This is a genomic window from Streptomyces sp. NPDC052042 (assembly GCF_044548345.1).
Lineage (GTDB): Bacteria > Actinomycetota > Actinomycetes > Streptomycetales > Streptomycetaceae > Streptomyces.
Window position 1 is genome coordinate 188,058 of the sequence record NZ_JBIUBU010000006.1, and the last position, 25,722, is coordinate 213,779.

A 25,722-nucleotide genomic window follows, 5' to 3' on the forward strand; every position below is an offset into this window, starting at 1 on the left:
CACATGTTCCCCTGAGGTCATGAACGGGCCCCCGGTGCGTCGTCGGCGGCCTGGGCGGTACGCGCGACGTCACGCTCCAGATCCGCCAGAATCTTCTGCTGGACGAGTTGCGCGAGCGCGGCGATGGTCGGGGCGTCGAAGAAGTCCCGCGGCGAGACGGAGACGCCGAAGGCGTGTCCGAGCCGGGACATCAGCCGCAGGCTGGCGATCGAGTCGCCGCCGAGGTCGAAGAAGCTGTCCGCGACGCCTATCCGGCCGGGCGGCAGCACCTTCGCCCAGATGTCGGCCAGCGCCTGCTCGGTCGGATTGCGGGGGGCGATGTAGGCGGCGGACACGGTGTCCTCGCGGGTGGGTGCGGGCAGTGCCCCGCGGTCCACCTTTCCGCTGGAGTTCAGCGGCAGCGCCGCCAGCACGAGGAACGCGGACGGCACCATGTAGGCGGGCAGTTCTGCGGCGAGGGCGGCGCGCAGGGCGGCGGCGTCCGGCCGGGGTGCCGCGGCGGCCGACGCGACGTAGGCGACCAGTCGCTTGGCGCCGTCGTCCTCGGCGCGGGCGACGACCACGGCCTCGGCCACGTCGTCCAGCTTGAGCAGGGCGTTCTCGACCTCCTCCAACTCCACCCGGTAGCCGCGGATCTTCACCTGATGGTCGGCGCGCCCGGAGAACTCCAGTAGTCCGTCCGCGGTCCACCGCACCAGGTCGCCTGTGCGGTACAGGCGGGCCCCGGAAGGTCCGAACGGGTCGGCGACGAACCGCTCCGCCGTCAGGTCCGGGCGGCCGAGGTAGCCACGGCCGACTCCGATGCCGCCGAGGTACAGCTCGCCGGTCACCCCGGCGGGCACCGGACGCAGCCACGCGTCGAGGACATGGGCGCGGGCACCGCCGACCGGCGGTCCGATCGGCACGGTCCGGCCGATCGTTCCGTGGTCCACGGTGTGGAAGGCGGCCGCGATGCTGATCTCCGTCGGGCCGTAGGCGTTGATCAGGACACGGCCCCGGCTCCACCGGCGGGCGGTCCGCGGCGGCAGGACGTCACCGGCCGAGGCCGCCACGGCCAGCTCGGGGAAGTCCTCCGGGTCCAGGGAGAGCAGCACCGCGGGCGGAACCATCATCGTGGTGACCCCGTCCTCGTGCAGATGCCGTCCCAGCACGGCCGGACTGCGCTGTGCGTCCGCGTCCGGGACGACGAGGGCGGCGCCCGCCGTCAGCGTCATGAAAACCTCCATGACGCCGCCGTCGAAGCTCATCGTGTAGAACTGCAGCACCCTGCTGTCCGGGGTGATGCGAAACACCCGGCTCGACTGCTGCGCGATGTTGGTCAGGCCCCGGTGTTCGATCATCACGCCCTTGGGACGGCCGGTGGAGCCCGACGTGTACATCACATACGCCAGCGCGTCGAGGGACCCCCAGCCGTCGCGGACCGGGGTGGCGGGGCGCCGGTCGATCTCCGGGCGGTCGGTGTCCAGCAGCACCAGCGTCGCCTCCCGGTCCCGGAACCGTTCGACGAGGTGCGCCTGGGTCACCAGCACGGGCGGCCGGGTGTCGTCGAGCATCGTGCGCAGCCGGTCCTCGGGGAACGCCGGGTCGAGGGGGAGATAGGTGCCTCCGGCCTTGAGGATGCCGAGCAGGCCGACCAGGCCGTCGATGCCCCGTTCCGCGGCGAGACCCACGACGGTCTCGGGCCCGACCCCGAGGGCGGCGAGATGTTGTGCGAACTGGTTGGTACGACGCTCCAGTTCACCGTAGGTCAGCGTCCGTTTCCCGTGCACCACCGCAGTGGCTTCAGGGGTCCGCCGCGCGTGCCGGTCGATCAGCTCCTCGACCCTGCGAGGCACCACGGGGTCGCCGCCGCCCACGGCCCAGTCGCCGACCAGCCTGCGGTACTCGTCCGCTCCCAGCAGCGGCAGATCGGCCACGCGCCGGTCGAGCGGTCCGGCGGCGATGCTCTCCTGCAGCATCCTCAGGTGACCGCTCAGCCGCTCCACCGTGCCGGTGTCGAACAACCCGGTGTCGTAGTGCAGCAGCAGCGACAGCCGTTCCTCGGCGTAGACGACGATGTTGAGCGGGTAGTGCGTACTGTTGCTCGACTCCACGGCGAGGACGCGTGGGCCGCGCCCGCCCGGCGCATCCACCGGGTAGTTCTCGAACACCACGACGCTGTCGAAGAGTTCGGCGTGTCCCTCGCCTCCCATCCGGTGCAGCGGCGCGAGGTCGTGCTGCCGGGCCTCGGCCTGCTCGTCCTGGAGGTGGCGCAGCCAGTCGCCCAGCCGGGCCTCTTCGTCGACGTCCACCCGCACCGGCAGGGTGTTGATGAACAGCCCGACCATGGACTCGGCCGTCTCCAGCTCGGTCGGGCGTCCGGCCACCGTGGCGCCGAAAACGACGTCGCGCTCCCCGCTGTAGCGGGACAGCAGCAGCGCCCACATGCCCTGCACCAGCGTGTTGACCGTGACGCGGGCCCGCCGGGCCGTGTCGTACAGCCCGTCCGTCGTCGCCCGTGTCAGCTGCAGCCGCAGCTCGGCGGAGGTCTCGTGGGTGGAGACGGGGGGTGTGCCGTCCGGGGCCGGGCGGTCGTAGGGCAGCGGAGTACGCGCCTCGTGCCCGGCCAGATGCTGTTGCCAGTACGCCTCGGCGGCGGCCGTGTCCTGCCGGTTCAGCCAGCGCACATAGTCCCCGAACGGCCGGCTCGGCCGGCGCTCCGGCGCTCGCTGTCCGGCGAGTTCGGCATACTGGCCCAGCATGTCGTGGACCACCCGCATCACGCTCCAGCCGTCCAGCAGGGCGTGGTGGAAGGTCCAGATCATACGGACGCGTCCGCCGCCCAGATCGGCCACGGCCGCGCGGAACAGCGGCGGGGTGCCGAGGTCGATTCCCCGGTCGCGGTCCGCCTTCAGGTAGTCCTCGTGGGCGCGGCGCAGGGCGGCGTCGTCCAGGCCGCTCCAGTCCAGCCGGGTGATGGGCAGCGTCACCCGGGTGTGCACCAGCTGCAGCGGTTCGGGCAGGCCGTCCCAGCGGATGGCCGAACGCAGCACAGGTGTGTCGTCCACCGTCCGTTGCCAGGCCTCGGGGAGCAGCCCGGGCTCGCGGATGCCGGCCAGGTCGAAGGAGGTCTGCTCCAGGTAGACTCCGTGCCCCGCGTCCATGAGGTGATGGAAGATCATGCCGCTCTGCATGGGGGTGAGCGGATAGATGTCGCGCACCGACCTGCCGTCGCCGACGAGCCGGTCCAGGGTGGCCTGGTCGAGGGCGCTGAGCGGGAAGTCGGACGGCATCCGGCCGCCCGCACCGGGCTCGGCGCAATGTGCGACGATGCCGGCCAGGTGGTCCAGGAACGCGGACGCGAGCGCCTCAACGGTCCGTTCGTCGTGCCGGCCCGGGGAGTAGGACCAGGTGAACTCCAGCCGTCCGCCGCTGACCTGACCCACTATGTCGAGGGCGTGCAGGCGAGCGGCTGCGGGCTCCTCGGTCAGCCCGACGGGCGAGACGGAGCGGTACAGCGGGTCGCCGTCCGTGCGGCGCAGCAGTCCGTCGAACTGGCCGAGGTAGTTGAAGACCACCTGTGGCCGCGGGTCCTCGGAGAGTTCTGCGGCGGCGCCGAGGTGACGCAGGGCGCCGTAGCCGATGCCGCGCCGCGGCACCTGGCGCAGTTGGGACTTGACGGACTTCAGCAGGCTGCCCCAGCCACCGTCGGCGCCGACGGTGAGGGCGACCGGGAAGTAGGAGGTGAACCAGCCGACGGTCCGGCTCAGTTCGAGGTCGTCGAACAGCTCCTCGCGGCCGTGGCCCTCCAGGGCGAGCACGACACGGTCCTGGCCCGTCCAGTCGCTCAGCGTTCGGGCGAGCGCGGTGAGCAGGACGTCGTTGATCTCGGTGAGGTACACGTCCGGGACGTCGGTCAGCAGCGCACCGGTGGTGGCCTCGTCCAGCCGGACCGTGACGGACCGGGTGGCGGTGACCGTGTCCGGGCCGTCGCCGTCGGCCGGCAGTTCGGCGTCCGCCCGTCCCAGCACCCCGGCCCAGTGCGTCAGTTCTTCGGCGAAGCCGCCCTCGCGCACCAAGGTGTCGAGCCGCTGGGACCACCGGGGCACGGAACTGGAGGCCGGGCCGAGTTCGACGCGCTCGCCTGCCCGTGTCTGCTCGTAGGCGGTGCGCAGGTCCTCCAGCAGAATGCGCCAGGACACTCCGTCCACGACCAGATGGTGGGCGGCCAGACACAACCGGGCGGGTCGGCCGGCGGCCCCGGTGACAAGCACGGCGCGGAACAGCGGGCCGTGTTCCAGATCCATCGGGCCGGTCAGCCAGTCCAGATCCGCGGCCTCGGACATGGCCTCGGTGACACGGAGGGTCTCCCCGTGCTCGGCTTCGGCGATCCGCTGGGTCCACCCGCCGCCGTCGGTGTGCGCGAACCGGGCCAGCAGGGCGGGGTGCTCCACCGGCAGCGCGGTCAGGGCGGCGCGCAGTGCCGGTACGTCGGTGTCGTCACCGAGCTCGGCGGTGACGGTCTGGTGGAAGATCCCCGACCCGGCGCGGACCTCGAAGAACCAGTGCTGGATGGGGGTGAGCGGGGCCGGACCGGCCGGACCGGCGGGGCCGGCTCCGGCGTCCGCCAGCCGGCTCACGTGCGGGGCGAGTTCCGTGACGGTCTGCCGGCGGAACAGGTCCTTGGAGGTGACTCGCAGCCCGGCGCGCCGGGCCCGGGCGATGACGCCGAGGCTGAGGATGGAGTCGCCGCCCAGGCTGAAGAAGTTGTCGTCGACGCCGAACCGCTCGACGCCGAGCACCTGTGCCCAGATTTCGGCCAGCACCCGCTCCACCTCGGTGCGCGGCGCCCGGAAGGAGGCGTCGGCGGTACCGGCCGGGTGCGGGTCGGGCAGGGCACGCCGATCGATCTTCCCGTTCGCGGTCAGGGGCATCCGGTCGAGAACCAGGAACGCGGCGGGCACCATCACCGCGGGCAGCTGCTCCGCCAGCGCGGCGGACAGCCGGTCGACGGCGACGTCGTACCCCTTCTCGGCGACCACGTACGCCGCCAGCCGGCGGGTCCCCGTCCCGTCCTCCCGGGCGGTCACCAGGACCTCGGCGACCTCCGCGCGTGCGGCGATCACACTCTCGATCTCGCCGGGTTCGATACGGACACCGCGGATCTTGACCTGGTTGTCGATCCGGCCGAGGAAATCCAGTGTCCCGTCGGCCCGGCGGCGCACCAGGTCGCCGGTTCGGTACATGCGCCCGCCGGGTTCGCCGAACGGGCAGGCCACGAAGCGCTCCGCAGTGAGGTCGGGCCGGTTGTGGTAGCCCAGGGCCAGGCCGGGACCGGCCAGGTGCAGCTCACCGGGCACGCCTGCCGGCACGGGGTTGCCTCGCGGGTCGAGGACGTAGGCGGCGAGGTTGTCGACGGGGCGGCCGATCGGGGGCAGACCGGTGTCGGCCGTCTCCTCCTGGGGCGGCACGGCGCAGGAGGTGGCGAGAACGGTGGCTTCGGACGGGCCGTACCCGTTGATCAGGGTGAACGGCAGCCCTGGGCCGGGCCGGCGGCGCAGCACGTCGCCGGCGACGACCATCAGGCGCAGCCGGGTGCGCGCCAGCGCCGGCTCGTCCAGGATCGACTCCACGCGTGGGGTGGGCAGGAAGGTCACGGTCGTGCCCCTGCGGATGTACCAGTCGACCAGCGCGCCCGGGTCGTCCAGGACCTCCTGGGCCGGCTGGTCGAGACGGCCGCCCGCACAGAGGAAGGGCCACAGCTCGGCGATCGCCACGTCGAAGCCGATGCCGACGATGGAGGCGGACCGGTCCTCGGGGCCGATCCCGTGGTTGCGGATCTGCCAGGCGCAGTAGTCGACGAGCGCCCGGTGCGGGATCACCACGCCCTTGGGGCGGCCCGTGGACCCCGAGGTGTAGACGAGGTAGGCGGGATCGTCCAGTTCCACGGTGGTGGCCGGCGCGTCGGTGGGCCGCTCGGCGATCCGGGGCCAGTCCCGTGCCAGGTCGATCGTCTCGGCCCCGGCCGGTCCGCCCGTCGTGTCGAGTCCCGCGACAGCGGATGAGCCGGTGATGACGACGGGCGTGCCGGTCTCGGCCACGATGTGCCGTAGCCGTCCGGCCGGCACGTCCGGGGCGAGCGGCACATAGGCGCCGCCGGCTTTGAGGACGCCGAGCATCGCGACGAGCAGGTCGGGTTCGCGGCCCAGGCACAGCACCACCGGAACTCCGCGGCCGACGCCCCGTGCCGCCAGGTGGTGGGCGAGTCGGCTGGAGCGGTCGTCCAGTTCCGCGTAGGTGAGCGTGACACGGTCGGAGGAGACTGCGACGGCGTCCGGCGTGCGGCGGGCTTGCTCGGCGAACTGGCGGTGCGCGGGAAGGCCGGTGGGCGACGCCACAGCCGTGCCGTTCCAGTCGCCCAGCATCAGCCGGCGCTCGTCCTCGCCCAGCAGCGACAGGTCGCCCACGGGCCGATCAGGGCGTGCCGCCATGGCTGTGGCGAGCGTGTGCAGATGGCCGACCGTCCGAGCGATGGTGGACTCGTCGAAGAGGGCGGTGTCGTACTCGATCACGACGTCGAGGGCACCGGCCCGCTCCGTGAACTCGAAGGTGAGATCGAAGATCGACGCGGTGCGGGGCAGCGGGACGCGTTCCGTGCGCAGCCCGCCGAACTCGTCCGGGGCGGCCGGGGCGTTCTGCAGCAGCACCATCGCCTGCACCAGCGCGGTGCGGCTCGGGTCGCGCTCGGGCGCCAGTTCCTCGATCAGCCGGTCGAACGGCAGGTCGCGGTGGGAGAAGGCGCCGAGCACGCAGTCGCGGACCCGGCCGAGCAGTTCGAAGGTCGGCAGGGCGCCGTCCACGTCGGTGCGCAGGGCGAGGGTGTTGATGAAGGAACCGACGAGCCGTTCCAGCGCGGGGTGGTCGCGGCCCGACACGGCGGTGCCCACCACGATGTCCCGCTGCCCGCTGTAGCGGGACAGCAGCAACTGGCAGACGGCCACCAGGGTCATGAACAGCGTGGTCCCGTTCTCCGCCGACAACTGCTTGAGCGTGCCGGTCAACTGCCGGTCCAGCGTGCACCGGTAGGCGGCACCGGCTCCGGTGCGCACCGCGGGGCGGGGCCGGTCGGTGGGCAGATCCAGCGGCGGGGCACCGTCCAGCCGGTTGCGCCAGTAGGCGAGCTGGGGCGCGAGGCGAGCCGTGTCGAAGGTAGTGCGCTGCCATGCCGCGTAGTCCGCGTAGCGGACCGGGAGCGGGGCGAGGCCGGGGCCGGTGCCCTGCCGGGCGGCCGTGTACAGGGCGCTCAGCTCGTCCGTGATCAGCTCGGCACTCCAGCCGTCGGTCGCGATGTGGTGGACGCCGAGCACGAGGACGTGGTCACGTTCACCGCGGCGCACCAGCAGCGCGCGGAACACGGGCCCGGTAACCAGGTCGAAAGGCTGGTCCGCCTCCTCGCTCAGCACGCGCTCCTGCTCCCGGGCCAGCTCCTCGCCCGACAGACCGGACAGGTCTGCGATCCGCAGCGGCACGTCGGTGCCGGCAGCCGGAGTGACACGGCCGGCCGGTTCCGCGTCCGCCGCGCCGTAGGTGGTGCGCAGCGGCTCGTGACGTACCGTGATTTCGCGCAGCGCGGTGCGCAGCGCACCGGTGTCGAGCGGCCCCTGCAGCCGCAGGGCGGAGTGAACGTTGTACTCCACCTCGGTGGGGTCGGCGGCGTGGTGGATCCAAAAACGCCGCTGGGTGAAGGAGAGCGGCACCTCGTCGTCCGCGCACACTTCCGGAATGGCGCCGGCCCCGGGGCCACCGTCGCGGGCGTCCTCCAGTTCCTTCCGGGCGGCGAGCTGTTCGATCGTGGGGGTCTCGAACAGGGCGCGCGGCGAGAGTTCGACGCCGGTGGCCGCGGTGACGCGGGTCAGCACACGGACGGCGGACAGGGAGTCGCCACCGATTGCGAAGAAGTCATCCGTGACGCCGATCTCGTCCAGCCCGAGCACCTCGCGCCAGGCGGCGGCAAGGGCCCGCTCGCGCTCGGTGCGCGGCGCCACGAGCCGGCCGTCCACGCTGTCCTCGCGCGTCGGTGCGGGCAGGGCACGGCGGTCCAGCTTGCCGTTCGTGGTGAGCGGGAAGGCGTCCAGGACGACGAAGGCGGCGGGGATCATGTACGAGGGCAGGCGGGCGGCGAGCAACGCTCGCAGTTGGGACGGCGAGGGCACCTGCCGCCCCGGTCGGGGCAGCAGATAGGCCACCAGGCGCCGCTCGTCCGCGAGGTCGTCACGGACGACGACGGCGGCCTGTTCGACCGAGGGCTCGCGGGTCAGCGCGGCCTCGATCTCGCCCGGTTCCACCCGGAAGCCGCGCAGCTTCACCTGATCGTCCACGCGGCGCACGTACTCCAGGTCCGCACTGCCGTCGGCGGCGCGGCGGACGAGGTCGCCCGATCGGTACATCCGCTCCCCCGGCCCCCCGAACGGGCACGCCACGAAGCGTTCAGCGGTCAGGTCGGGCCGGCCCGCGTAGTTGCGGGCCAGTCCTGGGCCGCTGATGTACAACTCGCCCTGCTCACCCGGATCGACCCGGCGCAGCCCCTCGTCGAGCACGTGGAAGGACAGGTCGGGGATCGCACAGCCGACCGCACTGCCCTCGGCCCGCGCGGCCAGTTCGGCGGTGAGTGCCAGATAGGAGGCATGCACGGTGGTCTCGGTGATGCCGTACATGTTCACGAGGACCGGCGCGTCGTCCGCGTGCCACTCGTACCACTCCGCCAGCCTGCTCAGGTCGAGCGCCTCGCCCGCGAACACGATCCGACGCAGGACGAGACCGGCGCCCAGTTCAGGCTCCTCGCGCTCGGCAGCCATCAGTTGGTAGAAGGCCGAAGGAGTCTGATTGAGCACGGTGACCCGCTCGTCCACGAGCAGGCGCAGGAAGTCAAGCGGAGACCGGGTGACCTGCTGAGGCACCACGACGAGCCTGCCGCCGAACAACAGCGCGCCCCACAGCTCCCACACCGAGACATCGAAGGCGAAGGAGTGGAACAGCGGCCAGACGTCCCGCTCGCCGAACGCATACCAAGCATCGGTGGAGCCCAGCAGGCGCACGACGTTGCTGTGCGGGACCACCACACCTTTGGGGCGGCCGGTGGAGCCGGAGGTGTAGATGACGTAGGCGGGGTTCTGCGGCGACCGCTCGCGGGCCGTCGTGGCGATCGTGACGGGGGGCCTGTCCGGGTCGCACAGCGCGTCCACGGTCCCGGCTCCGTCGAGGAGCAGGAGAGGGGTGTCCCCGGCCGGCCAGGACACGCGTGCCGCGACCTCCTCCTCGGTGATGACGAGGACAGGTCGGGAGTCCTCCAGCACATGCCCGATGCGCTCGGCGGGGTATTCCGGATCGATGGGCACATAACCGGCGCCGGTCTTCAGGACCGCCAGGATCGCGACGACCAGCCACTCCGAGCGCGGCAGCACGATCGCCACCAACTGCTCGGGCCCGGCGCCCTTCTCGGCGAGCAGGCGGGCAAGCCCACCGGACCGCGCGTCCAGTTCCGCGTAGCTGAGCGACCTGTCCTGGAAGACGACGGCCCTTGCGTCCGGTGTCCTGGCCGCCTGCTCGGCGAACAATTCGTCCAGCAGTCGGCTTTCCCCGTCAAACATCGGTTTTCCCCTCGCCCCTTCCGCACGACCGAAATCCGTTTTCTGCCATCCGCACCCGTGATGTCCTCACCATTTACCGAGCTGCGCGGACCCGGGTCACATGTATCCGTTGTAGTGCCGGAATTCGGGCCAAATTTCCTCCCACGGTCCGCTGGGCTCCCGACAGATGTTGATCTTCTTTCCCTGCTCCGGGTTGGTCACCCCGAGGCCGTTGTCGATTTCGGCAACGACCGAGCAGCTACGGAATACGCGTCTCAGCAGGGCGGGGTCGATTCCGACGGTCACGACGACGTCCGCCGATTCCGGCGGAGGTCCCCACGCGTAGAGCTGGTTGTGCCCGCTGTACACAGGGGGCAGCGAGCGGGGACCGAATTTGTCGAGCGCACCGGCCTCACCGAAGTTCTCCGTGAGGATCACGGCCCGGTCCCGTTCGGCCTCCGGCAACGTCTGATGGACGTCGGTGACCTGCCGTACGACCTGCGGCCAGCCGACGCTCTCCAGGGACAGGGAGAAATACTGGAAGTCAGCAAGGTTCCGCTCCGGCACCAGGGGCAGCGCCAGAACGACCTGGAGCGCGCCGCCCACCGTCAGTCCGCCCGCCACCAGCGCCAGCCGTCCCCTGCGGTGCGCAGTCCAGCGCTCGGCGATCACGCAGCCGGCGGCAAACAGGCCGATCAGGAAGCCGCCCGTATAGTCGGAGCGGCCGCCCTCGATGCCCAGCGCGGCAACGGTGGCCACGAGATATCCGGCGCCCAGCGCCCGCACCAGCCGCCAGTGCGGTTCTCGGAAGACCTTGATCAGGCCGGTGACCCAGAAGAACGCCTGGGAGGGCCCGAACAGGAAGATCAGGTTGATGAAGAACACCTGGCGGTTGATCGAGCCGTCCGCTTGTGCCAGCCCCTGCGCCATCTGAATCTGCGGGAAGTCGTGAGCGATCTGGTAGATCAGGTTCGGAGAGCCGATGACCAGGGCCAGCGCCATCCCTTGGTAGAGCCGACGATCACGGAACACCGACCGGGGCCCGACCAGCAGCAGCCCGGCCAGCAGACTGGCGGGCAGCAGCAGGATGATGAACTTCGCGTACAGGGCGACGCCGACCGTGGTGCCGGCGGCCAGCCACCACCGTCCGTCGCGCCGGAGCACGGCCCGCAGCATGAACAACAGGACTGCGCACCAGGCGACGGTGTCGATGGTGCTGGTCAGGATCCAGTGCCCAAAGCCCAGCACCATCGCCGAGGTCGCCACACCGGCGGCCGTCATCACCTGCGCCCGGCGCCGTCCGCCGAGTTCGGCGGCGATCGACGCGCCGAGGACCACGATCACGGCCGCCGACAGAGCCCCCGGCACCCGGATCGCCCAGAGGCTGTCGCCGAGGACGAGAGTGCAGACTCGGACGAGCAAGGGCAACAGCGGGGGCTGGTCCACATACCCCCACTCCAGTCCGTGCTCGCCGAGCATCCGGAAGTACATCTCGTCCGGGTGGTAGCCGTACTCGTTGGCGAAGGCGAGCAGTACGACGGCAAGCGCCGCCGCCACGGCCCACACAGGACGTCGATGCAGTCGTACGGCCAAGGAGGTGGTGGCCCGGGTTCTCGGTTGCTCGGCGATCAACGGCAGCACGGCACTGGCTCCCTCGACGGGTCCGGACGGACACGGCACGGTCACCGGGAATTCTTCGCGCCCGCAGCTGCGCGGCTCCATCAACTTGACTTGTCAGCGAAACAGGATGTCGTCCCCGGTCGAGCCCCGGAAACTCGTGGTCCGGCCTGAGTCGCACCCTTCCCGGGAGGATTGATGACCACCAGTTCGTCGCCCTCGAAGTCTCGACTGGAGCCCATCGCCTCCGAGGTGGAAAAAGCCACGAAACCAACCACCGACCACGGGATCACCATCGTGATTCCGACATTCAACGAAGCGGCGAACATACCTGAATTATTGAGCCGGATTTCCGCTGCGGTGCCGCCCGGCGAGGAGACGTCGGTTCTCTTCGTGGACGATTCGACGGACGACACCCTTGAGGTGATCGAGAAGGAGGCCGCGCGGATTCCCCTCAAGGTCGAGGTGCATCATCGGGACGCTCCGGTGGGTGGCCTGGGCGGCGCCGTCATGGAAGGCATCGCGCGCAGCGGCTCCCGGTGGATCGTGGTGATGGACGCGGACCTCCAGCACCCGCCCGCCTTGCTGTCCGAACTCATCTCCCGGGGCGAGGAGACGAGCGCGCAACTCGTGGTCGCCAGCCGTTACACGGGAGAAGGCAGCCGCAGCGGCCTCGGGAGCCGGTACAGGGTCCTGGTCTCGGGAGCATCGACCTCCCTGGCCAAGGTTCTCTTCCCGAAGCTGTTGCGGGGGGTCAGCGACCCGATGAGCGGCTACTTCGCCATCCGTCGGGAGCTGGTCGACCAAGCCCGGCGTACCGGGGCCCTGCGGCCTCTGGGATACAAGATCCTGCTGGAGCTGATCGTCCGCTGTCGCCCGCACGCGGTCACTGAGGCGGCCTACGAATTCGGCCCACGCCATGCCGGCGAGTCCAAATCGAGCGTCCGGGAGGGACTGCGGTTCCTACGGCACCTCCTACGGCTGCGCACCAGCGGTGCTCCGGCCCGCGCGCTCGCTTTCGGCGCGATCGGTCTGTCGGGTTTTCTGCCGAACCTCGCGGTGCTGTGGGTCCTGATCCACAACACCGGTCTGCACTACACAGCCGCCGAGGTGATCGCCAACCAGGCCGGGCTGTTGTGGAACTTCCTGCTCATCGACAAGGTGTTGTACCGCGGCCGCGAGCCGTTGGGCCCGCACACGCGGCTGCTGGGCTTCATCGCCCTGGCCAATGCCGATCTCGTGGCCCGCATCCCACTGACAGTGCTGCTGGTTTCCAGCCTGTCCCTCACCCCCGTACTGGCCACGGCGATCACTCTGGTCCTGGGATTCACCGTCCGCTTTCTCTCCATCGACCGCTTCCTCTACCGGTGACACCGGCCCCGGCTCAGACGCTTTGCGCACCGGTGCCTCCGTTACGAGCACCGCGCGGCTCCCCGCGCCGGAATGCCGCACCGCGGCGGAGGCACCCGGTCCGGCTCCGACTGGTCGGTGCCCTGCACCGCGATCGCCGGGAAGCGGGTGCTCAACTGACCGGTGAGTAGTGCCATGCCCAGGGGGGTCACCGTGTGCAGGGCACTGGTGCGCACGCGTCGCGTCGTGATGAGTCCCGACTCTCTGAGCACCCCGGTGTGCTGACTCGCCGTCCCCTGCGAGATGCCCAGGTTTTCGGCGAGCTGCGAGGTCGTGGACGTGTCGATCAGAGCCCGCAGTATGGCGGCTCGGGTGTTTCCGACGAGGGCTGCCAGAGAGTGCAGTTCACGGGCCGGGTCCGGGGCCGGCGCTTCGTCCCAGCCGCGGACGATGCTCTGTGAAGCGGCGAAGACCAGTGTCGGCTTGCTCAGTTCGACGAATCGGCCCGCTCTGGCGAGCAGGAAGACCGAGGGCTTGAGGATCAGGCCCCGCCCGTTCAGGGCTATTTCCCGGTCGGGCCCGTCGTGGATCTCCAGTACCGGCGGGTTCCAGATGATGCGTGGATGCAGCGTGGACAGCAGGCGTTCCACGCCTCCCAAGGCTGCGAGTCGCCCGTGCGAGTCGCACACGGTGTCCAGGCGTTCGCGGATCCGGCTCCAGTACGGGGAGACTCCCAGCTTCCACACGTCGAGCGCCGCCTGCACGGCCTCGGCGGGTTCCAGGGCGAACGACGCCCGCGTGCGCCCCGTGGACGGCTCATCCTCCAGCAACGACACGAGATCGTCGAGCAGTTCGGCGGAACGCAGCGCGGGCCGGCGGATGGAGCAACCATGCTGCCTGAGCATGTTCTGTAAGTCGACCCTCCACCGGGCGTAGCTGTCGTTGCGCTGCGGCCCGTGCAGCACGGCGAGAGCGAAGATCCCCTCGACGAGGGGAGTCAACTCGCTCTGCAGGCGCACGCGGATCAGATCGGTAGCCGTGAAGTGGATTCTTTGCACAGCATCGCCCCCCGTGGCAATCGCCTCAGCTCGGCTCGACAGGCCGTCACTTACAGCACCTCCACTCATGCTGGATGAGTGAAGACGAGCCAGCACACCAGTTGAACCACTGGCCAACGCTAGGCTTTAACACCTGACCGGTCAACTGAGATTGGACAGCGAGTCGATTGCCTTGCATATCAGTCTGACGCTAAGGTGCTTCGCCGATGAGGGAGGCCACGCGATGACCGAAAGCGAGGGCGGGCCTGGCAACAGTCTGGCTGACAAGCTCAACCACCTGTTCGTCAAGACGGAGCCCATCGGCCGCCCCCCGTACACCGTTGAGGAGGTCGCACGCGTCATCAGTGCTGCCGGGACTCCGATCTCGGGAAGCTATATCTGGCTCCTACGCAGGGGCCAGCGCAACAACCCGACCCTCCGACACCTGGAGGGGCTGGCCAAGTTCTTCGGTGTACCCCCCGCGTACTTCTTCGACGACCAGGTCGCCGCAGCGGTGAACGCCGAACTGTCCTTGCTCACCGCGCTGCGTGACGCAAAGGTGCAAAAGATCGCCCTGCGCACCGCCGGGCTCTCGGCGAAGAGCCTTGAGTCGATCGGCGAAGTGATTGAACGAGTACGCGAGCTTGAGGGACTGTCCAAAGACGCGTCCGGCGATGAGGTCTGAGCTGTCTCAAAACGATCTGGACGCATGTGGACCAGGAGTGTTGGGATGACGCTCATGGCGATCTTCAGAGGCCCTCATGCACACGAACGGTAAGCGTTGCGGCTGTGCATCCTGATCGCCGTGGCCCGGCATTCCCGGCACCGCCTCCGCCTTTCCGCTCACCTCAGGAAGCGCTGCGAGGAACGCGTGCGCAGCCTCGGCCTGCCTCTGGATGACGAGCTTTCCGTCGAGGAACTCTGTGAGCACATCGGGAAGCTGCGGCAACGCCCCCTACGCGTGGTATCGCTCGCTCTTCCGTCCGACCCGCGCGGCCTGTGGGTGTCAACCGACACACACGACTACATCTTCGTGGAAGAAAACCTCGTCCCTGTTCACCAGCAGCAGGTGATCCTTCATGAGATCGGCCATCTTCTGTGCGATCACAAAACGTCTGCCGTACTGCCGCCGGAAGCATCACGGCTGCTCTTCCCCTCGCTGGCTCCCGGCACCGTACGGAGGATCCTGGGGCGGCAGCACTCGGATTCCGTGGCAGAGATCGAGGCCGAGCTTGTCGGCTCAATGATCGGGCAGCTCATCAGCACCTGGACGCCGCGCCGTGAACTGGTCGTTCCTCAGGAGGCTCGGGAGATAGCCGAACGACTGGCCCTCCTTGAGGCACCGAAGCCCGGAAAGTGACATGAATAGCGTTCTGTACCCGCTTTCCTCAGCCGTGGCTCTCGTGGCCCTGCTCTACAAACTCCGGGTACTCAGGTGGGAACGCTCGATCACCCAGATCGCTCTGGTGGCCCACTTCTTCTTCCTCTTCGTCACCTTCACCTTTTCGAGCCCACCAGTCTGGGTCGCAACCAGTGAACTGATCGGCATCACCAACTTCTCCGGGCTGCTCAGCCAGAGCTGTGTCGTCATCCTGAGCGCCTGTCAGCAACTCGTCCTCCTGGACCTCACCTACGGACCCGGAATCGCCCTACGGAGGGCACGGCCCCGTATTCTCCTGCTCACACTGGCGCTGATCACCATGGTCGGGCTCTTCATGTGGAACACTCCGAGCAGGGAAGCCCCGCACGACTTCGCCGTCGTCCTCGCCGACTCGCCGGCCTATCTCGTCGTGTACCTCGCCGCTTACAGCACGAACCAGGTGGCAATCGCAGTCATGGGCTGGCGCTACTCGAAGATCGCCCCCTCGCTCTGGCTGCGACGGGGGTTGCGCATGGTTGCCTTCGCCCTGCCTTTTGCGCTCGCCTACGCCGTGGTCCGCGCTTACGGCGTCATCGCAGCCCTATTCGGGACATCGGCGTACCCGTGGGAGCCCATCGCACAGGTCAGCGTCGCTGCCGCCGCGTGCGTGCAGACGGTCGGATGGATACTTCCGGACTGGGGTCCCCATCTCACAGGGGCTGTCGACCGCCTGCGCCACTGGCGGACCTACCGCACCCTGTCCGCCCTCCACCGGGACCTCATCGCACACGTTCCAGAACCAGTTCTCCCATGTGCTGGAGTACGTGATTCTCGAACTCGCCTGTACCGCCTGGCCATCGACGTACGCGACGCCCAATGGGCTCTTCAAACCTGGATGAGGCCGGAAGTCGCCCGCATAGCACACGAGGAAGCCGACAGGGCCGGCCTTCTGGGGGATGCGTACGCGGCCACGGTCGAGGCAATCCAGCTTCAGGGGGCCATCGCGGCCATGCGGCAGAACCGTCCGCCCGAGCAACCCGTCGACACACCGACGGTTGCCGCACCCGGCGATCTCGCCGCAGAACTGTCGTACCTGAAGCAGCTGGCCGAGGCGATGGTCTCCTCCGTCGTCCAGAGCTCCATGGACCGCATCACCTCACTGAACTCCGCGTGCAAGGAATCCCCGTGACTCGAACCGACCGTACGAGGTCGACCCGCCCGGCATTCGAGGCAGACCATGACCATCGCCTCGCACTGGGTCGGGTTCACCTTGCCCGGCATGATCGACGAGCCGGGCTCGTTCGCCGGGAGGACGAGTGCGTCAAGGCCGCAGCGGGGTCCGGAGGCCAGCCGGCGGATGTCGTTAGCGATCTTCATCAGGGGTGCAGCCAGGACCCGCAGCCCGGTGGAGGCACCGGTCATGGCGTCCAGGCCGCCCTGGGCGGCGAATTTGTTCTGCGCGGTGGTGAACGGGTAGCCGGTGGCGGTGGCGATCTCGGCTGCCACCCGCTCGCCGAATCCGGGTGGGGCGTTGAGCCCCGTGCCCACTGCGGTGCCGCCCATCACGAGCTCGTACAGGCCCTCGGCGGACCTGGTGTCACGGTCGACGGCCTGATCCAACTGGTGGGCGTAGCCGGACCATTCCTGCCCCACCGTGAGCGGTACGGCGTCCTCCAGGTGGGTGCGGCCGATCTTCACCACGTCATGCCACTGCTGTGCTTTGGTCTCGATGGCGTGCTGCAGCGCCCGCACGCTGGGCAGCAGGTGTTCGTGGATCTCCTTGACCGCGGCGAGGTGCATGGCGGTGGGGAAGGTGTCGTTTGACGACTGCCCCATGTTGACATGGTCGTTGGGATGGATCGGGGACTTGCTGCCCAGTTCGCCGCCGACCAGCTGGATGGAGCGGTTGCTGATCACCTCGTTGGTGTTCATGTTGGGTTGCGTGCCGGAGCCCGTCTGCCAAATGTACAGCGGGAAGTGATCGTCCAGCTTGCCTGCGATGACCTCGTCGGCCACCCGCTGGATCAGATCGGCTATCCAGGCCGGCAGCCGTCTTTGTCGGTGGTACTCGGGGTTCAGAAACGATGGACCGCATACACGTGCTCGCCATGCGCCCAGCGCCGGAGTCCCGGTCAGGTGATGAGAACGACGTGCTGGTACTGGAAAGATACGCTCCATGACCGAAAGCGCACCCGGCCAGAAGGCCCGCGATCTGCTTGCCCAGGCATCCCATCACCCGGTCGCCAGCCCTCAGCGCGACGCACTGGTAGCCGAAGCCGCCGTGTGGGCACGGCTTGACCACACGGCCAGCATGGACAACCACACAGCTGCAACAGCCGACATCAAGTCCGCCCTTGCCGCCCTCACCGACCCCGTGCAGAAACTCGGCAACGCGATCGGCGACCTGACCGCACACACCACGCGCAGCCGGAAACGTACGGCGGGGGCACGGCGGCGCTCGTGGCGGGGCTGACGCCGATCGAGGTCGGCTCGGACTTCGGGGGCTCGCTGCGGTTGCCGCCGCACTTCTGCGGTGTCTACGGCCAGAGGGCCACCGAACGCCGGGTACCGCTGCGCAGTCCCGGCCGACGCGCATGGAGGGCACGGCCGGGATGCGAGGGCCTGACGCCCTGGCCACCCGGGCGCCGGTCGGCCGACCGGTCGAGTCGGATGAGGTCGCCGAGACGATCGCCTACCCGGCCGGCGACGCGGTGAGCTTCGTCCACGGCGTGGTAATGCCCGTGGGCGGCGGCCACACAGTCGTCTGACGCGTGCGGGCGTCGGCGCCCCCAGCCTCCTTCCACCCATCGGAGCCTCCGGAAGGCCGTCATACGGCGGTCGAGGACGATGCCGGAACGGCCCCCCTCGGGACATTCCGAGCCCTCCACGAGGGCGCCCCGCCCCACATTGCGTCCGCGGTGGCGCGGCGCCGACGTCGGCTGGAGTCCGCCACGGCCGACCGTCAGATGCCCGGAAAGGGTTCGGCCAAAGACGTGAGCACGTGGTCGGCCTCGGCGGCGCGCAGTTCCTCGACGGTGTAGTGGCCGCTGGCAACGCCGACCGCGGTCGCCCGTGCCAAGTGCGCGGCCTGAATGTCACGAGGGGTGTCGCCGACCACGTAGACCTCGTCGCGGGTCAGTTCACGGCCGTGCAGACGAGCCGCCTTGGCCATCGCCAAGCGGGTGATCTCCGCCCTGTCCGGCGAATCCGAGCCATAAGCACCGAATACGAAGTAGCGGCCGAGCTTGCCCGGTTCCATCTTGGTCCTGGCCGCGCCCTCCATCGCGCCGGACAGCAGCCCGAGGATGACCCCGGCGTCCGCGAGCTGTCGCAGGGTTTGCTCGACACCGTCCAGAACGCGATACGCCTGTGACACCCAGATGTCCTCCGACAGGTGCCACAAGTACGCGGCGTACAGGCGGGCCATCTCGTCGCAACTGGGGTCGCGGCCGAGCACGGCGCTGAACGTTTCCCGGCCGACCTGTGGATCCGTCTCCCCGGCCGAGGTGTGCGCCCCGATATCGGCGGCTACGCCGTGCAACCGGTCGAATGCCCACGACCAACTACGTCTTCCCGAGTCTCCGGTGTGGACCAGGGTTTCATCGATATCGAAGAGCACTGCTATCGGTCGAGCCATGACGCGTTCTCCTCCCGGTCGACCCCGGTCGACCCCGGTCGCTGCAGCACCGGGGGCGGGACAGCGATGGTGCCTGCGATCGCACATTCTCATTTCCAGATTGCGTGATGGGCCGCGCCTCGTCTCTCGCAAGGCGCGGCACCGAGCGGACGCAGCGCGCTGGGGCAGGAGCCGCAGCCGCAGGCCTGGACCTTGAGTGGACGCTCGGCATCTGCATGTCCTGGATGTGCGGCAGGTGATCGAACTCCCGGAGCGCGACAACCACGAAGCGCCGGACCTCGGCCACAGCCGTAGGGGGTGGACACGGCCTGGGACCGCTTGAGCTTGTTGACCGCCTGCTTGCTGGTGATTGGTGATTCCTCTGGTCGTGGGGCTCATCGTCGAAGCCGGGCCCCATGAGCCCCTGCGCGGCCGGATGCCTGGCTGGCGTCCCACTGTCGTCACCGTAAGTGGCGTAGGCGTCGGCGACGCGGTGGCCGCCATGGCCGACGTGAACGGTGATGGCGGACGGGTCGCAACCGGCCGCGCCACCACCCCGGCGCACCGCCGGTGATCTCGGGTGTCCGCCCAAGCGGCTCAGGCGTAGTGGCGGCAGTGAGGGATCTACGTAGGCTTGATCGCATACGAGCAGGGGCCTTCCGTTCCAGGGGGCTGCCGTGCGGTGCTTTCACAAGGAGACTTGAAAGGTGGGACTTCCATGACCGTTTCCCCTGAGGGTGCCCGCCGTTCGGAGAACGACGCCACCGCATTCACGGCCTCGCCGCAGTTGGCCCAGGCGTTGCAACAGATCGTGGTAGATCTCGTCGAACTGCATCTCCAGGGAAAACAGGCCCATTGGAACGTGGTCGGTCACAACTTCCGGGACCTGCACCTGCAACTCGACCACATCGTCGATGACGCACGGGAGTCGGCCGATGTCATCGCCGAACGCATGCGCGCGCTCGCGGCTTGGCCGGACGGCCGCTCCGACACGGTGGCGGCCAGCACCACGCTCCCTGCCTTCCCGGAAGGAGAGCTGAGTGTGAGCACCGTTGTCGATCTCGTCACCGCTCGCCTGCGTGCCACTGTCGACACGGTGCGCACCCACCATGACCAGGTCGACAGCGAGGATCCCGCCACGGCCGACCTGTTGCACACGGTCATCGACTCCCTGGAGAAGCACGCCTGGATGGTCAGTGCGGAGAACCGATCCCTCTGACACCACTGACCGTCCTGCCCCTGGATGCGGGAGCGGGTGGATCCACTGCTCTCAACACCGTCGGTCATCACCGCCCCTCACCCCCGCGAGGCCCTACCGAAGGACCAGCTCATGCCTGCTCCCGTCGTCCTCATCACCGGCGCACTCACCGGGATCGGCCGCGCGACCGCCCTCGCCTACGCCCGCGACGGCGCGGACGTGACGGTCGGCGGACGCCACCAGGACGAGGGCGACGCACTCGCCGAGGAACTCCGAAGCAGCGGTGGCAGGGCCCTGTTCGTGAAGGCGGACGTGCGCCATGACGCCGAGGTCCGAATCCTGGTCGACCGCACGGTGGAGCACTTCGGGCGCCTCGACGTCGCCTTCAACAACGCCGGTACCGAGGGATGGCTCGGTCCGGTCACCGAGGTGACGGACGAGGCGTACGAGGGCACCTTCGACACCAACGTCAAAGGCACGCTCTTCGGTATGAAGCACGAGTTCCGAGCCATGCAGGCGCAGGACGGCGGGGGCAGCATCGTCAACGTCAGTTCCATCTACGGATTGATGGGCTACCCCGACTACGCCTTGTACGTGGGCAGCAAGCATGCCGTCGTCGGGATCACCAAGACCGCGGCCATGGAAGGTGCCAAGCACGGCATCCGTGTCAACGCCGTAGCCCCCGGCTACACACGGACCAGGATGTACGAGCGCGCCACTGGTAGTGATGCGGTGCGCGCCGCGGTCGACTCCGTACTGCCGATGGGCCGTCCGGGCACCCCCGAGGAGATCGCGGCGGCCGTGCAGTTCCTGGGCTCCGACCAGGCCGGCTACATCACCGGCCAGACGCTCACACTCGATGGCGGTCTGATGTCGGGCTGGCCCCTCTTCCCCACCTCATGACGGACGCCAGGTCACGCGCAGTCCACCGTCCACGAACAGGTCCTGGGCGTTGACGCCGGTGTCGCGGAGCAGGAACTCGGTGGCGTCAACCGCCTCCGCAGTCGTCACCGGGCGCCCGATGGGGGTGCGCGGCACGTGAGGATGGTCCGGCACGTCGATCCACTTGGGGCTGTCTGCCACCACGCCCGGATGGATCGCGTTGACACGGCGGGGCGCAAGCTCCACGGCCAGGGTCCGCACCAGGCCGCTGATGCCCCCGTTGGCGGTGGTCACCATGGTGGAGCCGGGACAGGGGCGCTCCTTGGCCAGGCCGTCGAAGAGCACCACGGCCGCCTCGGAGGTCGGCCGGTCGCCCAGAGCCCGCACCGTCTCGGCGTAGGCCACCAGCTTGATGGAAGGCCTCAGCCCAATGCCTTGTCGAGGTTGAACGCCGCGCTGATGAGTGCCAGGTGAGTAAAGGCCTGGGGGAAATTGCCCACTTGTTCGCCGGTGCGGCCGATCTCTTCGGCGTACAGCCCGACGTGGTTGGCATAGGTGAGCATCTTCTCGAAAGCGAGCCGGGCCTCGTCCACGCGGCCGGCTCGGGAGAGCGCCTCGACGTACCAGAACGAGCAGATCGAGAATGTCCCTTCCTCACCTCGCAGTCCATCCGGGCTGGTGTGGGGGTCGTAGCGGTAGACCAGGGAGTCGGACACCAGCCCCTCGCCGAGGACGTCCAGAGTGGAGAGCCATTTCGGGTCGGTCGGAGAGATGAACTTGGCCAACGGCATCATGAGGACGGCGGCGTCGAGAACGTCTTCGCCCTCGTGCTGGACGAATGCCTTCCGGTCGGCGGACCAGCCCCGCTGCATGATGCGCCGGTAGATCGCGTCGCGGGCTTGGGCCCATCGGGGCATATCCGCGGGCAGGCCCCGATGGGTCGCGATGCGCATCGCCCGTTCGATCGCGACCCAGCACATCAATTGCGAGTACAGGAAGTTCTGGATCTTGCCGCGGGTCTCCCAGATGCCCTCGTCCGGCTGGTCCCAGTTGTCACAGACCCAGTCGACCAGGGTGCCGATGGTGTCCCAGTGTTCACTGGACAGGGGCTGTCCCCACTTGTCGTAGAGGTAGAGCGAGTCGATGAGGGCCCCGTAGATGTCCAGTTGGAGCTGGTTGACGGCATTGTTGCCGACCCGGACAGGAGCCGACCCCAGGTGTCCCTCCAGGTGGGTGAGCTCCTGCTCCGGAAGTTCACTGCGGCCGTCTATGCCGTACATGATCTGCAACGGGCCGCCGGAGCTCTCCTTGAGGCAGATGTTGCCGGACAGGAAGCGCACAAAGGCCTCGGCCTCGTCGGTGAAACCCAGCCTGAGCAGCGCGTAGATACAGAACGCGGCGTCCCTCACCCACACGTATCGGTAGTCCCAGTTGCGCTCGCCGCCGATCTGCTCGGGCAGGCTGGTCGTAGGCGCGGCCACAATGGCGCCGGTCGGTGCGTAGGTGAGGAGCTTGAGGGTGAGCGCGGAGCGGTGCACCATCTCCCGCCAGCGCCCCCGGTAACGGGAGTGCGACAGCCATGTGCGCCAGTACCGCACCGTGGCGCCGAACAGTTCCTCCGCCTCCAGCACGGGGCAGGACCGCGGCTCCACCCTGCCGCCTATCCTGTCGAGCGCGAAAACCGCGGCCTTTCCCTCCTCCAATGTGAAAGAGGAAACGGCGTCCTGACCGTCGATTTCGACCGGAACGCTGGACGTCAGCGCCAGCGTGAGATCCGGAGAGTCGAACACTGTATGGCCCTGTTGCGTACTCACTGTGTGCGTACGCCGGCCGTAGTCGAACCGGGGAGCCACGCGCGCGATGAACGGCATCGACCCTCGCACGCAGAGAACCCGCCTGATCAGACGGTGACGGTCCGCCTCGCGCGAGTCGTCGACGATCGGCATGAAGTCCTGGACCTCGCCGACACCGTTGTCCGCGAAGAACCGGGTGATCAAGATGTTGGTGTCGGGGAAGTAGAACTGCTTCGTCCGAGCGGGTACATCCGGTGCGAGCTCGAACGCCCCACCACGGTCGGCGTCCAGGATCGCCGCGAAGACACTGGGCGCGTCGAAGCGCGAGCAGCAGTACCAGTCGATGGTGCCGTTCGTACCGACGAGGGCAGCGGTACGCAGGTCACCGATCAGGCCGTGCTCGGCGATGGGCATGTAGCGTGGCGCATCGGCCCTGCAGGGGCGGAGGCTGTCACCTGTGGTCATGTGACCTCCCCTGAGCTGGGGAGCGGAACAGTTGGTCTCAGGCTACCTCCGAGCCGCGGTGGGCAGCGAGCGCGCCATCCACTCGCTGTCTGCTGAGCCCCTCGCGGACCCATGCCGGGGAAATGCTGACCTTCGATGCTTCAAAACGCGCCTGACCTGCGCGGACACTCGGAAGCCCCTCCCCGAAGGGGCTGGGACGGAGGGCTCGCGCTGTGTTGAGGTGCACGCGCGCGACGGCGATCGGCTTTCGTCCCCGAACCGCCGCCGGTGGTGTCGGACCACACCGCATCGCGCTGCGGATCGGGGCGGTGCGGGGCTGCGGGTTCGGGGGGGGCGGCGCTTGATGTGCGCGCACGCTTCGTAGCCGCCGCACATGTCCTGGGGCGTGGCGGCGGACCCAGTTCCACAACGTCGCCGCGCGTGCCGGCAAACGGGCGGGCGGCGCGGCAGCGACGCTGACGGCCATCGGTGCGGCACGAAGTTGACGCGCTGCACAGGGTTCATGCCGTGCGCGGGATCTGCTGCGCACGGTTGTGGAGCCGGAGCGCCGTTACGAGCTCGACGATGCCGACCACGACCAGCCACCAGCCCGCGACCAGGGTGAGCACGGCGATCGAGGTGAACGGCGAGATGATCAGCACGATCCCCGCGATGAAGGTGACGACGCCGAGAAGGGCCTGCCAGCCGCGCGCGGGCATGGTGGGGTCGTGTGCGGCGGCCAGCGTGTGGGTGATCCCGCGGATCAGCCAGCCGATGCCGATCCACAACGCGAGCAGCAGGATCGACTCCAACCGGCCCCGGAAGCAGAACAGGCCCAGCAGGATCGACAGGGCGCCGCTGATGAAGGCCAGGACACGTAGCGAGGTCGCCTTGTGCGTGCCGAAGGCGGCCGCCAGTTGGAGCGCGCCGCTGAGAATGAGGTAGATGCCGAAGAGAACCCCTGCGACGAGCAGGGACGGGCCGGGCCAGGCCAGGAGCACGATCCCAAGGACCAGGGAGGCGATGCCGGTGATCAGGACGACCTGCCAGGCGGTACGGGAGAGGCGGTGCAGGACCCCCTCGAAGGGTGGCTCCATGTAGCCCGGGTGCGGTTTCGGCGCGTGCACGTCACCCGTGACATGGGTGTGCCGGTCGTCGTATTCCGGTCCGCGGGGGGAGCCGCTCGGTGCGTCGGTCATGATCCATGCTTGTACCGGGCACGGGCGCCCCGCCACCTCTGCCGGTCCACCTGGCTGACGGCGGGGGCACGGACCGCGCCGCGGGCGCGGGCGGCGAGACCCGCTTGGTGCAGCACGCTCGGGTGGTGCGACACCGTGGCGGGACTGAGGAAGTGGCCTGCTGCGAGCTGTGCGGTGGAAGCCGCTCCTGCCGGCGCCGCGAGCAGCCGGGCGCGGGTGTGGCCGAGCAGTCCGGCCGGCTCGATGGAGGGGCGGTCGGCGCCGTGGCCCTGTCACGGGCGGGGTAGGTCAGCAACGGCGGCCTTCGCCCGCCCCGCCCGGCCCGCACGGCGCGGACGCCGCGGTCGGCCCCGGCCTCGTGCTGCGCGAGGGCCTGCCTGGCCCGGGTGCTCGTCGACACGCTGTGGGAACACGCCCGCCGCTACGGCGAACCGCTCCACGGCATCGACGGCCTCGACACCCGGATCCCGCGGCCGCTCCTCGCCGGGCTCACCGACACCGCCGTGGCCGGTCAGCGCCCTGGACACAAGCGGCTCGGGTCCTTCACGCGGGCAGGCCGGCTCTGCGGCGGGAGACGTCCGTGATGGCGGCCCAGTCCTTGTCGGCGTCCCCGTGCGCCAGGGCGTCGAGGAAGGCGTCCCGCAGGACGCTGCCGAACGGCAGCGGGACGTTTCCCTCGGCGCCGGTCGTGAGCGCGAGGTCGACGTCCTTCAGGCCGAGTGGGACGCGGAAGCCGGCCGGCTCGTAGCGCCGCTCGGCAACCATCGGTCCGTAGCCGCCGTAGACCGGGCCGGGAAAGACCGTGTTGGTGAGCATGTCCACCAGGTCGGTGGCCGGCACCCCGTTTGCCTCGGCCAGCGTGCATGCCTCCGCCATGGACTCGATCGCGCAGGCGATCAGGAAGTTGACGGCGATTTTGGCGACGTTCGCCTGCCTGGGGCGGGCGCCGAAGTTCCAGGTGTGCTGCCCGAGGGCGGTCAGCAGGGGCGCGACGCGCTCCAGCAAGGCCGGGTCACCCGCGGTCAGGACGTTCAACTGCCCGGCCGCCGCCACCGGGGGCCTGCCCAACACGGGCGCAGACAGATACCCGATGCCGTGGTCGGTGTGCAGTGCCTCGGCGCGGTCGGCGAGCGTGGGCGAGACCGTCGCCATGTTCATGTGTACGGTGGCGCTCGAGGCTGCCAGCAAGTCCGGGTCCAGCAGCAGCTGCTCCACCACTGCGTCGCTGGCCAGCATGGAGACGACCACGTCGGCGGCGAAGGCCCCGGCCAGTCCGTCGGCCGCCTCGGCGCCCTGCCCCAGCAGCGTGACGACTGGCTGGGGCGAGCGGTTCCAGACCAGTACGCGATGGCCGGCGCGTACCAGGTTGGCGGCCATGCCCCGCCCCATCGCCCCCAGACCGACGAACCCGACAGTCATACCAGCCATCGTCCACTCCTCGCTGTCCGAGGGCGGCCCGCGGATTCGGCCGCATCGAACCTGACCGTACGCCAGGTGGCCAGAACGGGGGGTTACCGACGGGCCGTGTCTGCCGGCATGCAGACCGGCTGTCCACACCTCGGCACATCAACTCAACCCGCGGCGCCGCTGCCGACGGCATGCGACGCCGGTGGCCCGGCGC

General features: G+C 69.2%; 16 protein-coding genes and 2 pseudogenes. 9 read left to right on the forward strand and 9 right to left on the reverse strand.

Annotation, left to right across the window (positions count from 1 at the left end; translation table 11 throughout):
- Positions 1-17: 17 nt before the first annotated feature.
- Both ACIHCL_RS13620 and ACIHCL_RS13625 read right to left on the reverse strand, forming a co-directional pair.
- A complete protein-coding gene (locus ACIHCL_RS13620; protein WP_399860930.1) occupies positions 18-9,626 on the reverse strand; it encodes an amino acid adenylation domain-containing protein in 9,609 nt (3,202 codons plus the stop codon).
- Between the two features lie 96 nt (positions 9,627-9,722).
- Complete coding sequence (locus ACIHCL_RS13625; protein ID WP_399860933.1) at positions 9,723-11,246, reverse strand: glycosyltransferase family 39 protein; 1,524 nt, start codon at positions 11,244-11,246, stop codon at positions 9,723-9,725.
- Between the two features lie 174 nt (positions 11,247-11,420).
- Between ACIHCL_RS13625 and ACIHCL_RS13630 the strand changes: the two genes are divergently transcribed.
- Positions 11,421-12,593 carry a glycosyltransferase gene (locus ACIHCL_RS13630; protein WP_399860936.1) on the forward strand — a complete coding sequence of 391 codons (1,173 nt, stop codon included), beginning with the start codon at positions 11,421-11,423 and terminating at the stop codon, positions 12,591-12,593.
- Positions 12,594-12,634: 41 nt separating this feature from the next.
- On the opposite strand, the gene ACIHCL_RS13635 is transcribed toward ACIHCL_RS13630, so the two are convergent.
- The gene (locus tag ACIHCL_RS13635; RefSeq protein WP_399860939.1) at positions 12,635-13,591 is read right to left on the reverse strand and encodes an ArsR/SmtB family transcription factor; all 957 of its coding nucleotides are present in this window, start codon (positions 13,589-13,591) and stop codon (positions 12,635-12,637) included.
- 262 nt (positions 13,592-13,853) lie between these two features.
- Here ACIHCL_RS13635 and ACIHCL_RS13640 point away from each other — a divergent pair, with 262 nt between their 5' ends.
- From ACIHCL_RS13640 to ACIHCL_RS13650, 3 genes are all read left to right on the forward strand, one after another.
- Entirely contained in the window at positions 13,854-14,294 is a 441-nt protein-coding gene (locus tag ACIHCL_RS13640; RefSeq protein WP_399860941.1) for a helix-turn-helix domain-containing protein, read from the forward strand.
- A 186-nt stretch (positions 14,295-14,480) separates the two neighbouring features.
- Positions 14,481-14,969 carry an ImmA/IrrE family metallo-endopeptidase gene (locus tag ACIHCL_RS13645; protein WP_399860944.1) on the forward strand — a complete coding sequence of 163 codons (489 nt, stop codon included), beginning with the start codon at positions 14,481-14,483 and terminating at the stop codon, positions 14,967-14,969.
- A 1-nt stretch (position 14,970) separates the two neighbouring features.
- A complete protein-coding gene (locus ACIHCL_RS13650) occupies positions 14,971-16,158 on the forward strand; it encodes an MAB_1171c family putative transporter (protein ID WP_399860946.1) in 1,188 nt (395 codons plus the stop codon).
- Positions 16,159-16,208: 50 nt separating this feature from the next.
- Here the strand turns inward: ACIHCL_RS13650 and ACIHCL_RS13655 are convergent.
- Positions 16,209-17,147: pseudogene (locus ACIHCL_RS13655) on the reverse strand (lyase family protein); the annotation flags it as partial.
- On the opposite strand from ACIHCL_RS13655, the gene ACIHCL_RS13660 reads away from it, so the two are divergent.
- The 3 genes and pseudogenes from ACIHCL_RS13660 (at position 17,146) to ACIHCL_RS13670 (ending at position 17,737) form a co-directional block, all read left to right on the forward strand.
- Entirely contained in the window at positions 17,146-17,442 is a 297-nt protein-coding gene (locus ACIHCL_RS13660; RefSeq protein ID WP_399860949.1) for a hypothetical protein, read from the forward strand. The pseudogene ACIHCL_RS13655 and the gene ACIHCL_RS13660 overlap by 2 nt on opposite strands.
- Positions 17,430-17,486 (forward strand): annotated as a pseudogene (locus tag ACIHCL_RS13665) (hypothetical protein); the annotation flags it as partial. The gene ACIHCL_RS13660 and the pseudogene ACIHCL_RS13665, both read left to right, overlap by 13 nt.
- 95 nt (positions 17,487-17,581) lie before the next feature.
- The gene (locus tag ACIHCL_RS13670; protein ID WP_399861256.1) at positions 17,582-17,737 is read left to right on the forward strand and encodes a hypothetical protein; all 156 of its coding nucleotides are present in this window, start codon (positions 17,582-17,584) and stop codon (positions 17,735-17,737) included.
- Positions 17,738-17,931: 194 nt separating this feature from the next.
- Here the strand turns inward: ACIHCL_RS13670 and ACIHCL_RS13675 are convergent, their stop codons facing one another.
- On the reverse strand, positions 17,932-18,606 hold the full coding sequence (locus ACIHCL_RS13675) for an HAD family hydrolase (protein WP_399860952.1): 675 nt from the start codon (positions 18,604-18,606) through the stop codon (positions 17,932-17,934).
- Between the two features lie 697 nt (positions 18,607-19,303).
- On the opposite strand from ACIHCL_RS13675, the gene ACIHCL_RS13680 reads away from it, so the two are divergent.
- Positions 19,304-19,804: a Dps family protein gene (locus ACIHCL_RS13680; protein WP_399860954.1), complete on the forward strand. Its 501-nt coding sequence runs from the start codon at positions 19,304-19,306 to the stop codon at positions 19,802-19,804.
- Positions 19,805-19,915: 111 nt separating this feature from the next.
- Positions 19,916-20,686 (forward strand): SDR family NAD(P)-dependent oxidoreductase, encoded by a 771-nt coding sequence (locus tag ACIHCL_RS13685; RefSeq protein ID WP_399860957.1) that lies wholly within the window; start codon positions 19,916-19,918, stop codon positions 20,684-20,686.
- On the opposite strand, the gene ACIHCL_RS13690 is transcribed toward ACIHCL_RS13685, so the two are convergent.
- The 4 genes from ACIHCL_RS13690 to ACIHCL_RS13705 form a co-directional block, all read right to left on the reverse strand.
- Entirely contained in the window at positions 20,681-21,070 is a 390-nt protein-coding gene (locus tag ACIHCL_RS13690; RefSeq protein ID WP_399860960.1) for an SDR family oxidoreductase, read from the reverse strand. The genes ACIHCL_RS13685 and ACIHCL_RS13690 overlap by 6 nt on opposite strands.
- Before the next feature lie 17 nt (positions 21,071-21,087).
- Entirely contained in the window at positions 21,088-22,923 is a 1,836-nt protein-coding gene (locus ACIHCL_RS13695) for a glycoside hydrolase family 15 protein (RefSeq protein ID WP_399860962.1), read from the reverse strand.
- Between the two features lie 500 nt (positions 22,924-23,423).
- Positions 23,424-24,101, reverse strand: coding sequence for an HdeD family acid-resistance protein (locus tag ACIHCL_RS13700; protein ID WP_399860965.1), 678 nt, complete (start codon positions 24,099-24,101; stop codon positions 23,424-23,426).
- Between the two features lie 543 nt (positions 24,102-24,644).
- The gene (locus ACIHCL_RS13705) at positions 24,645-25,658 is read right to left on the reverse strand and encodes an NAD(P)-dependent oxidoreductase (protein ID WP_399860968.1); all 1,014 of its coding nucleotides are present in this window, start codon (positions 25,656-25,658) and stop codon (positions 24,645-24,647) included.
- Positions 25,659-25,722 lie beyond the last annotated feature (64 nt).

Bases quoted from the DNA above. Each gene is read 5' to 3' on its own strand.
- ACIHCL_RS13700 (WP_399860965.1), bottom strand. From the start codon at position 24,101: ATGACCGACGCACCGAGCGGCTCCCCCCGCGGACCGGAATACGACGAC.
- ACIHCL_RS13640 (WP_399860941.1), top strand. From the start codon at position 13,854: ATGACCGAAAGCGAGGGCGGGCCTGGCAACAGTCTGGCTGACAAGCTC.
- ACIHCL_RS13685 (WP_399860957.1), top strand. From the start codon at position 19,916: ATGCCTGCTCCCGTCGTCCTCATCACCGGCGCACTCACCGGGATCGGC.
- ACIHCL_RS13660 (WP_399860949.1), top strand. From the start codon at position 17,146: ATGACCGAAAGCGCACCCGGCCAGAAGGCCCGCGATCTGCTTGCCCAG.
- ACIHCL_RS13630 (WP_399860936.1), top strand. From the start codon at position 11,421: ATGACCACCAGTTCGTCGCCCTCGAAGTCTCGACTGGAGCCCATCGCC.
- ACIHCL_RS13620 (WP_399860930.1), bottom strand. From the start codon at position 9,626: ATGTTTGACGGGGAAAGCCGACTGCTGGACGAATTGTTCGCCGAGCAG.
- ACIHCL_RS13675 (WP_399860952.1), bottom strand. From the start codon at position 18,606: ATGGCTCGACCGATAGCAGTGCTCTTCGATATCGATGAAACCCTGGTC.
- ACIHCL_RS13650 (WP_399860946.1), top strand. From the start codon at position 14,971: ATGAATAGCGTTCTGTACCCGCTTTCCTCAGCCGTGGCTCTCGTGGCC.
- ACIHCL_RS13670 (WP_399861256.1), top strand. From the start codon at position 17,582: ATGCGAGGGCCTGACGCCCTGGCCACCCGGGCGCCGGTCGGCCGACCG.
- ACIHCL_RS13680 (WP_399860954.1), top strand. From the start codon at position 19,304: ATGACCGTTTCCCCTGAGGGTGCCCGCCGTTCGGAGAACGACGCCACC.
- ACIHCL_RS13695 (WP_399860962.1), bottom strand. From the start codon at position 22,923: ATGACCACAGGTGACAGCCTCCGCCCCTGCAGGGCCGATGCGCCACGC.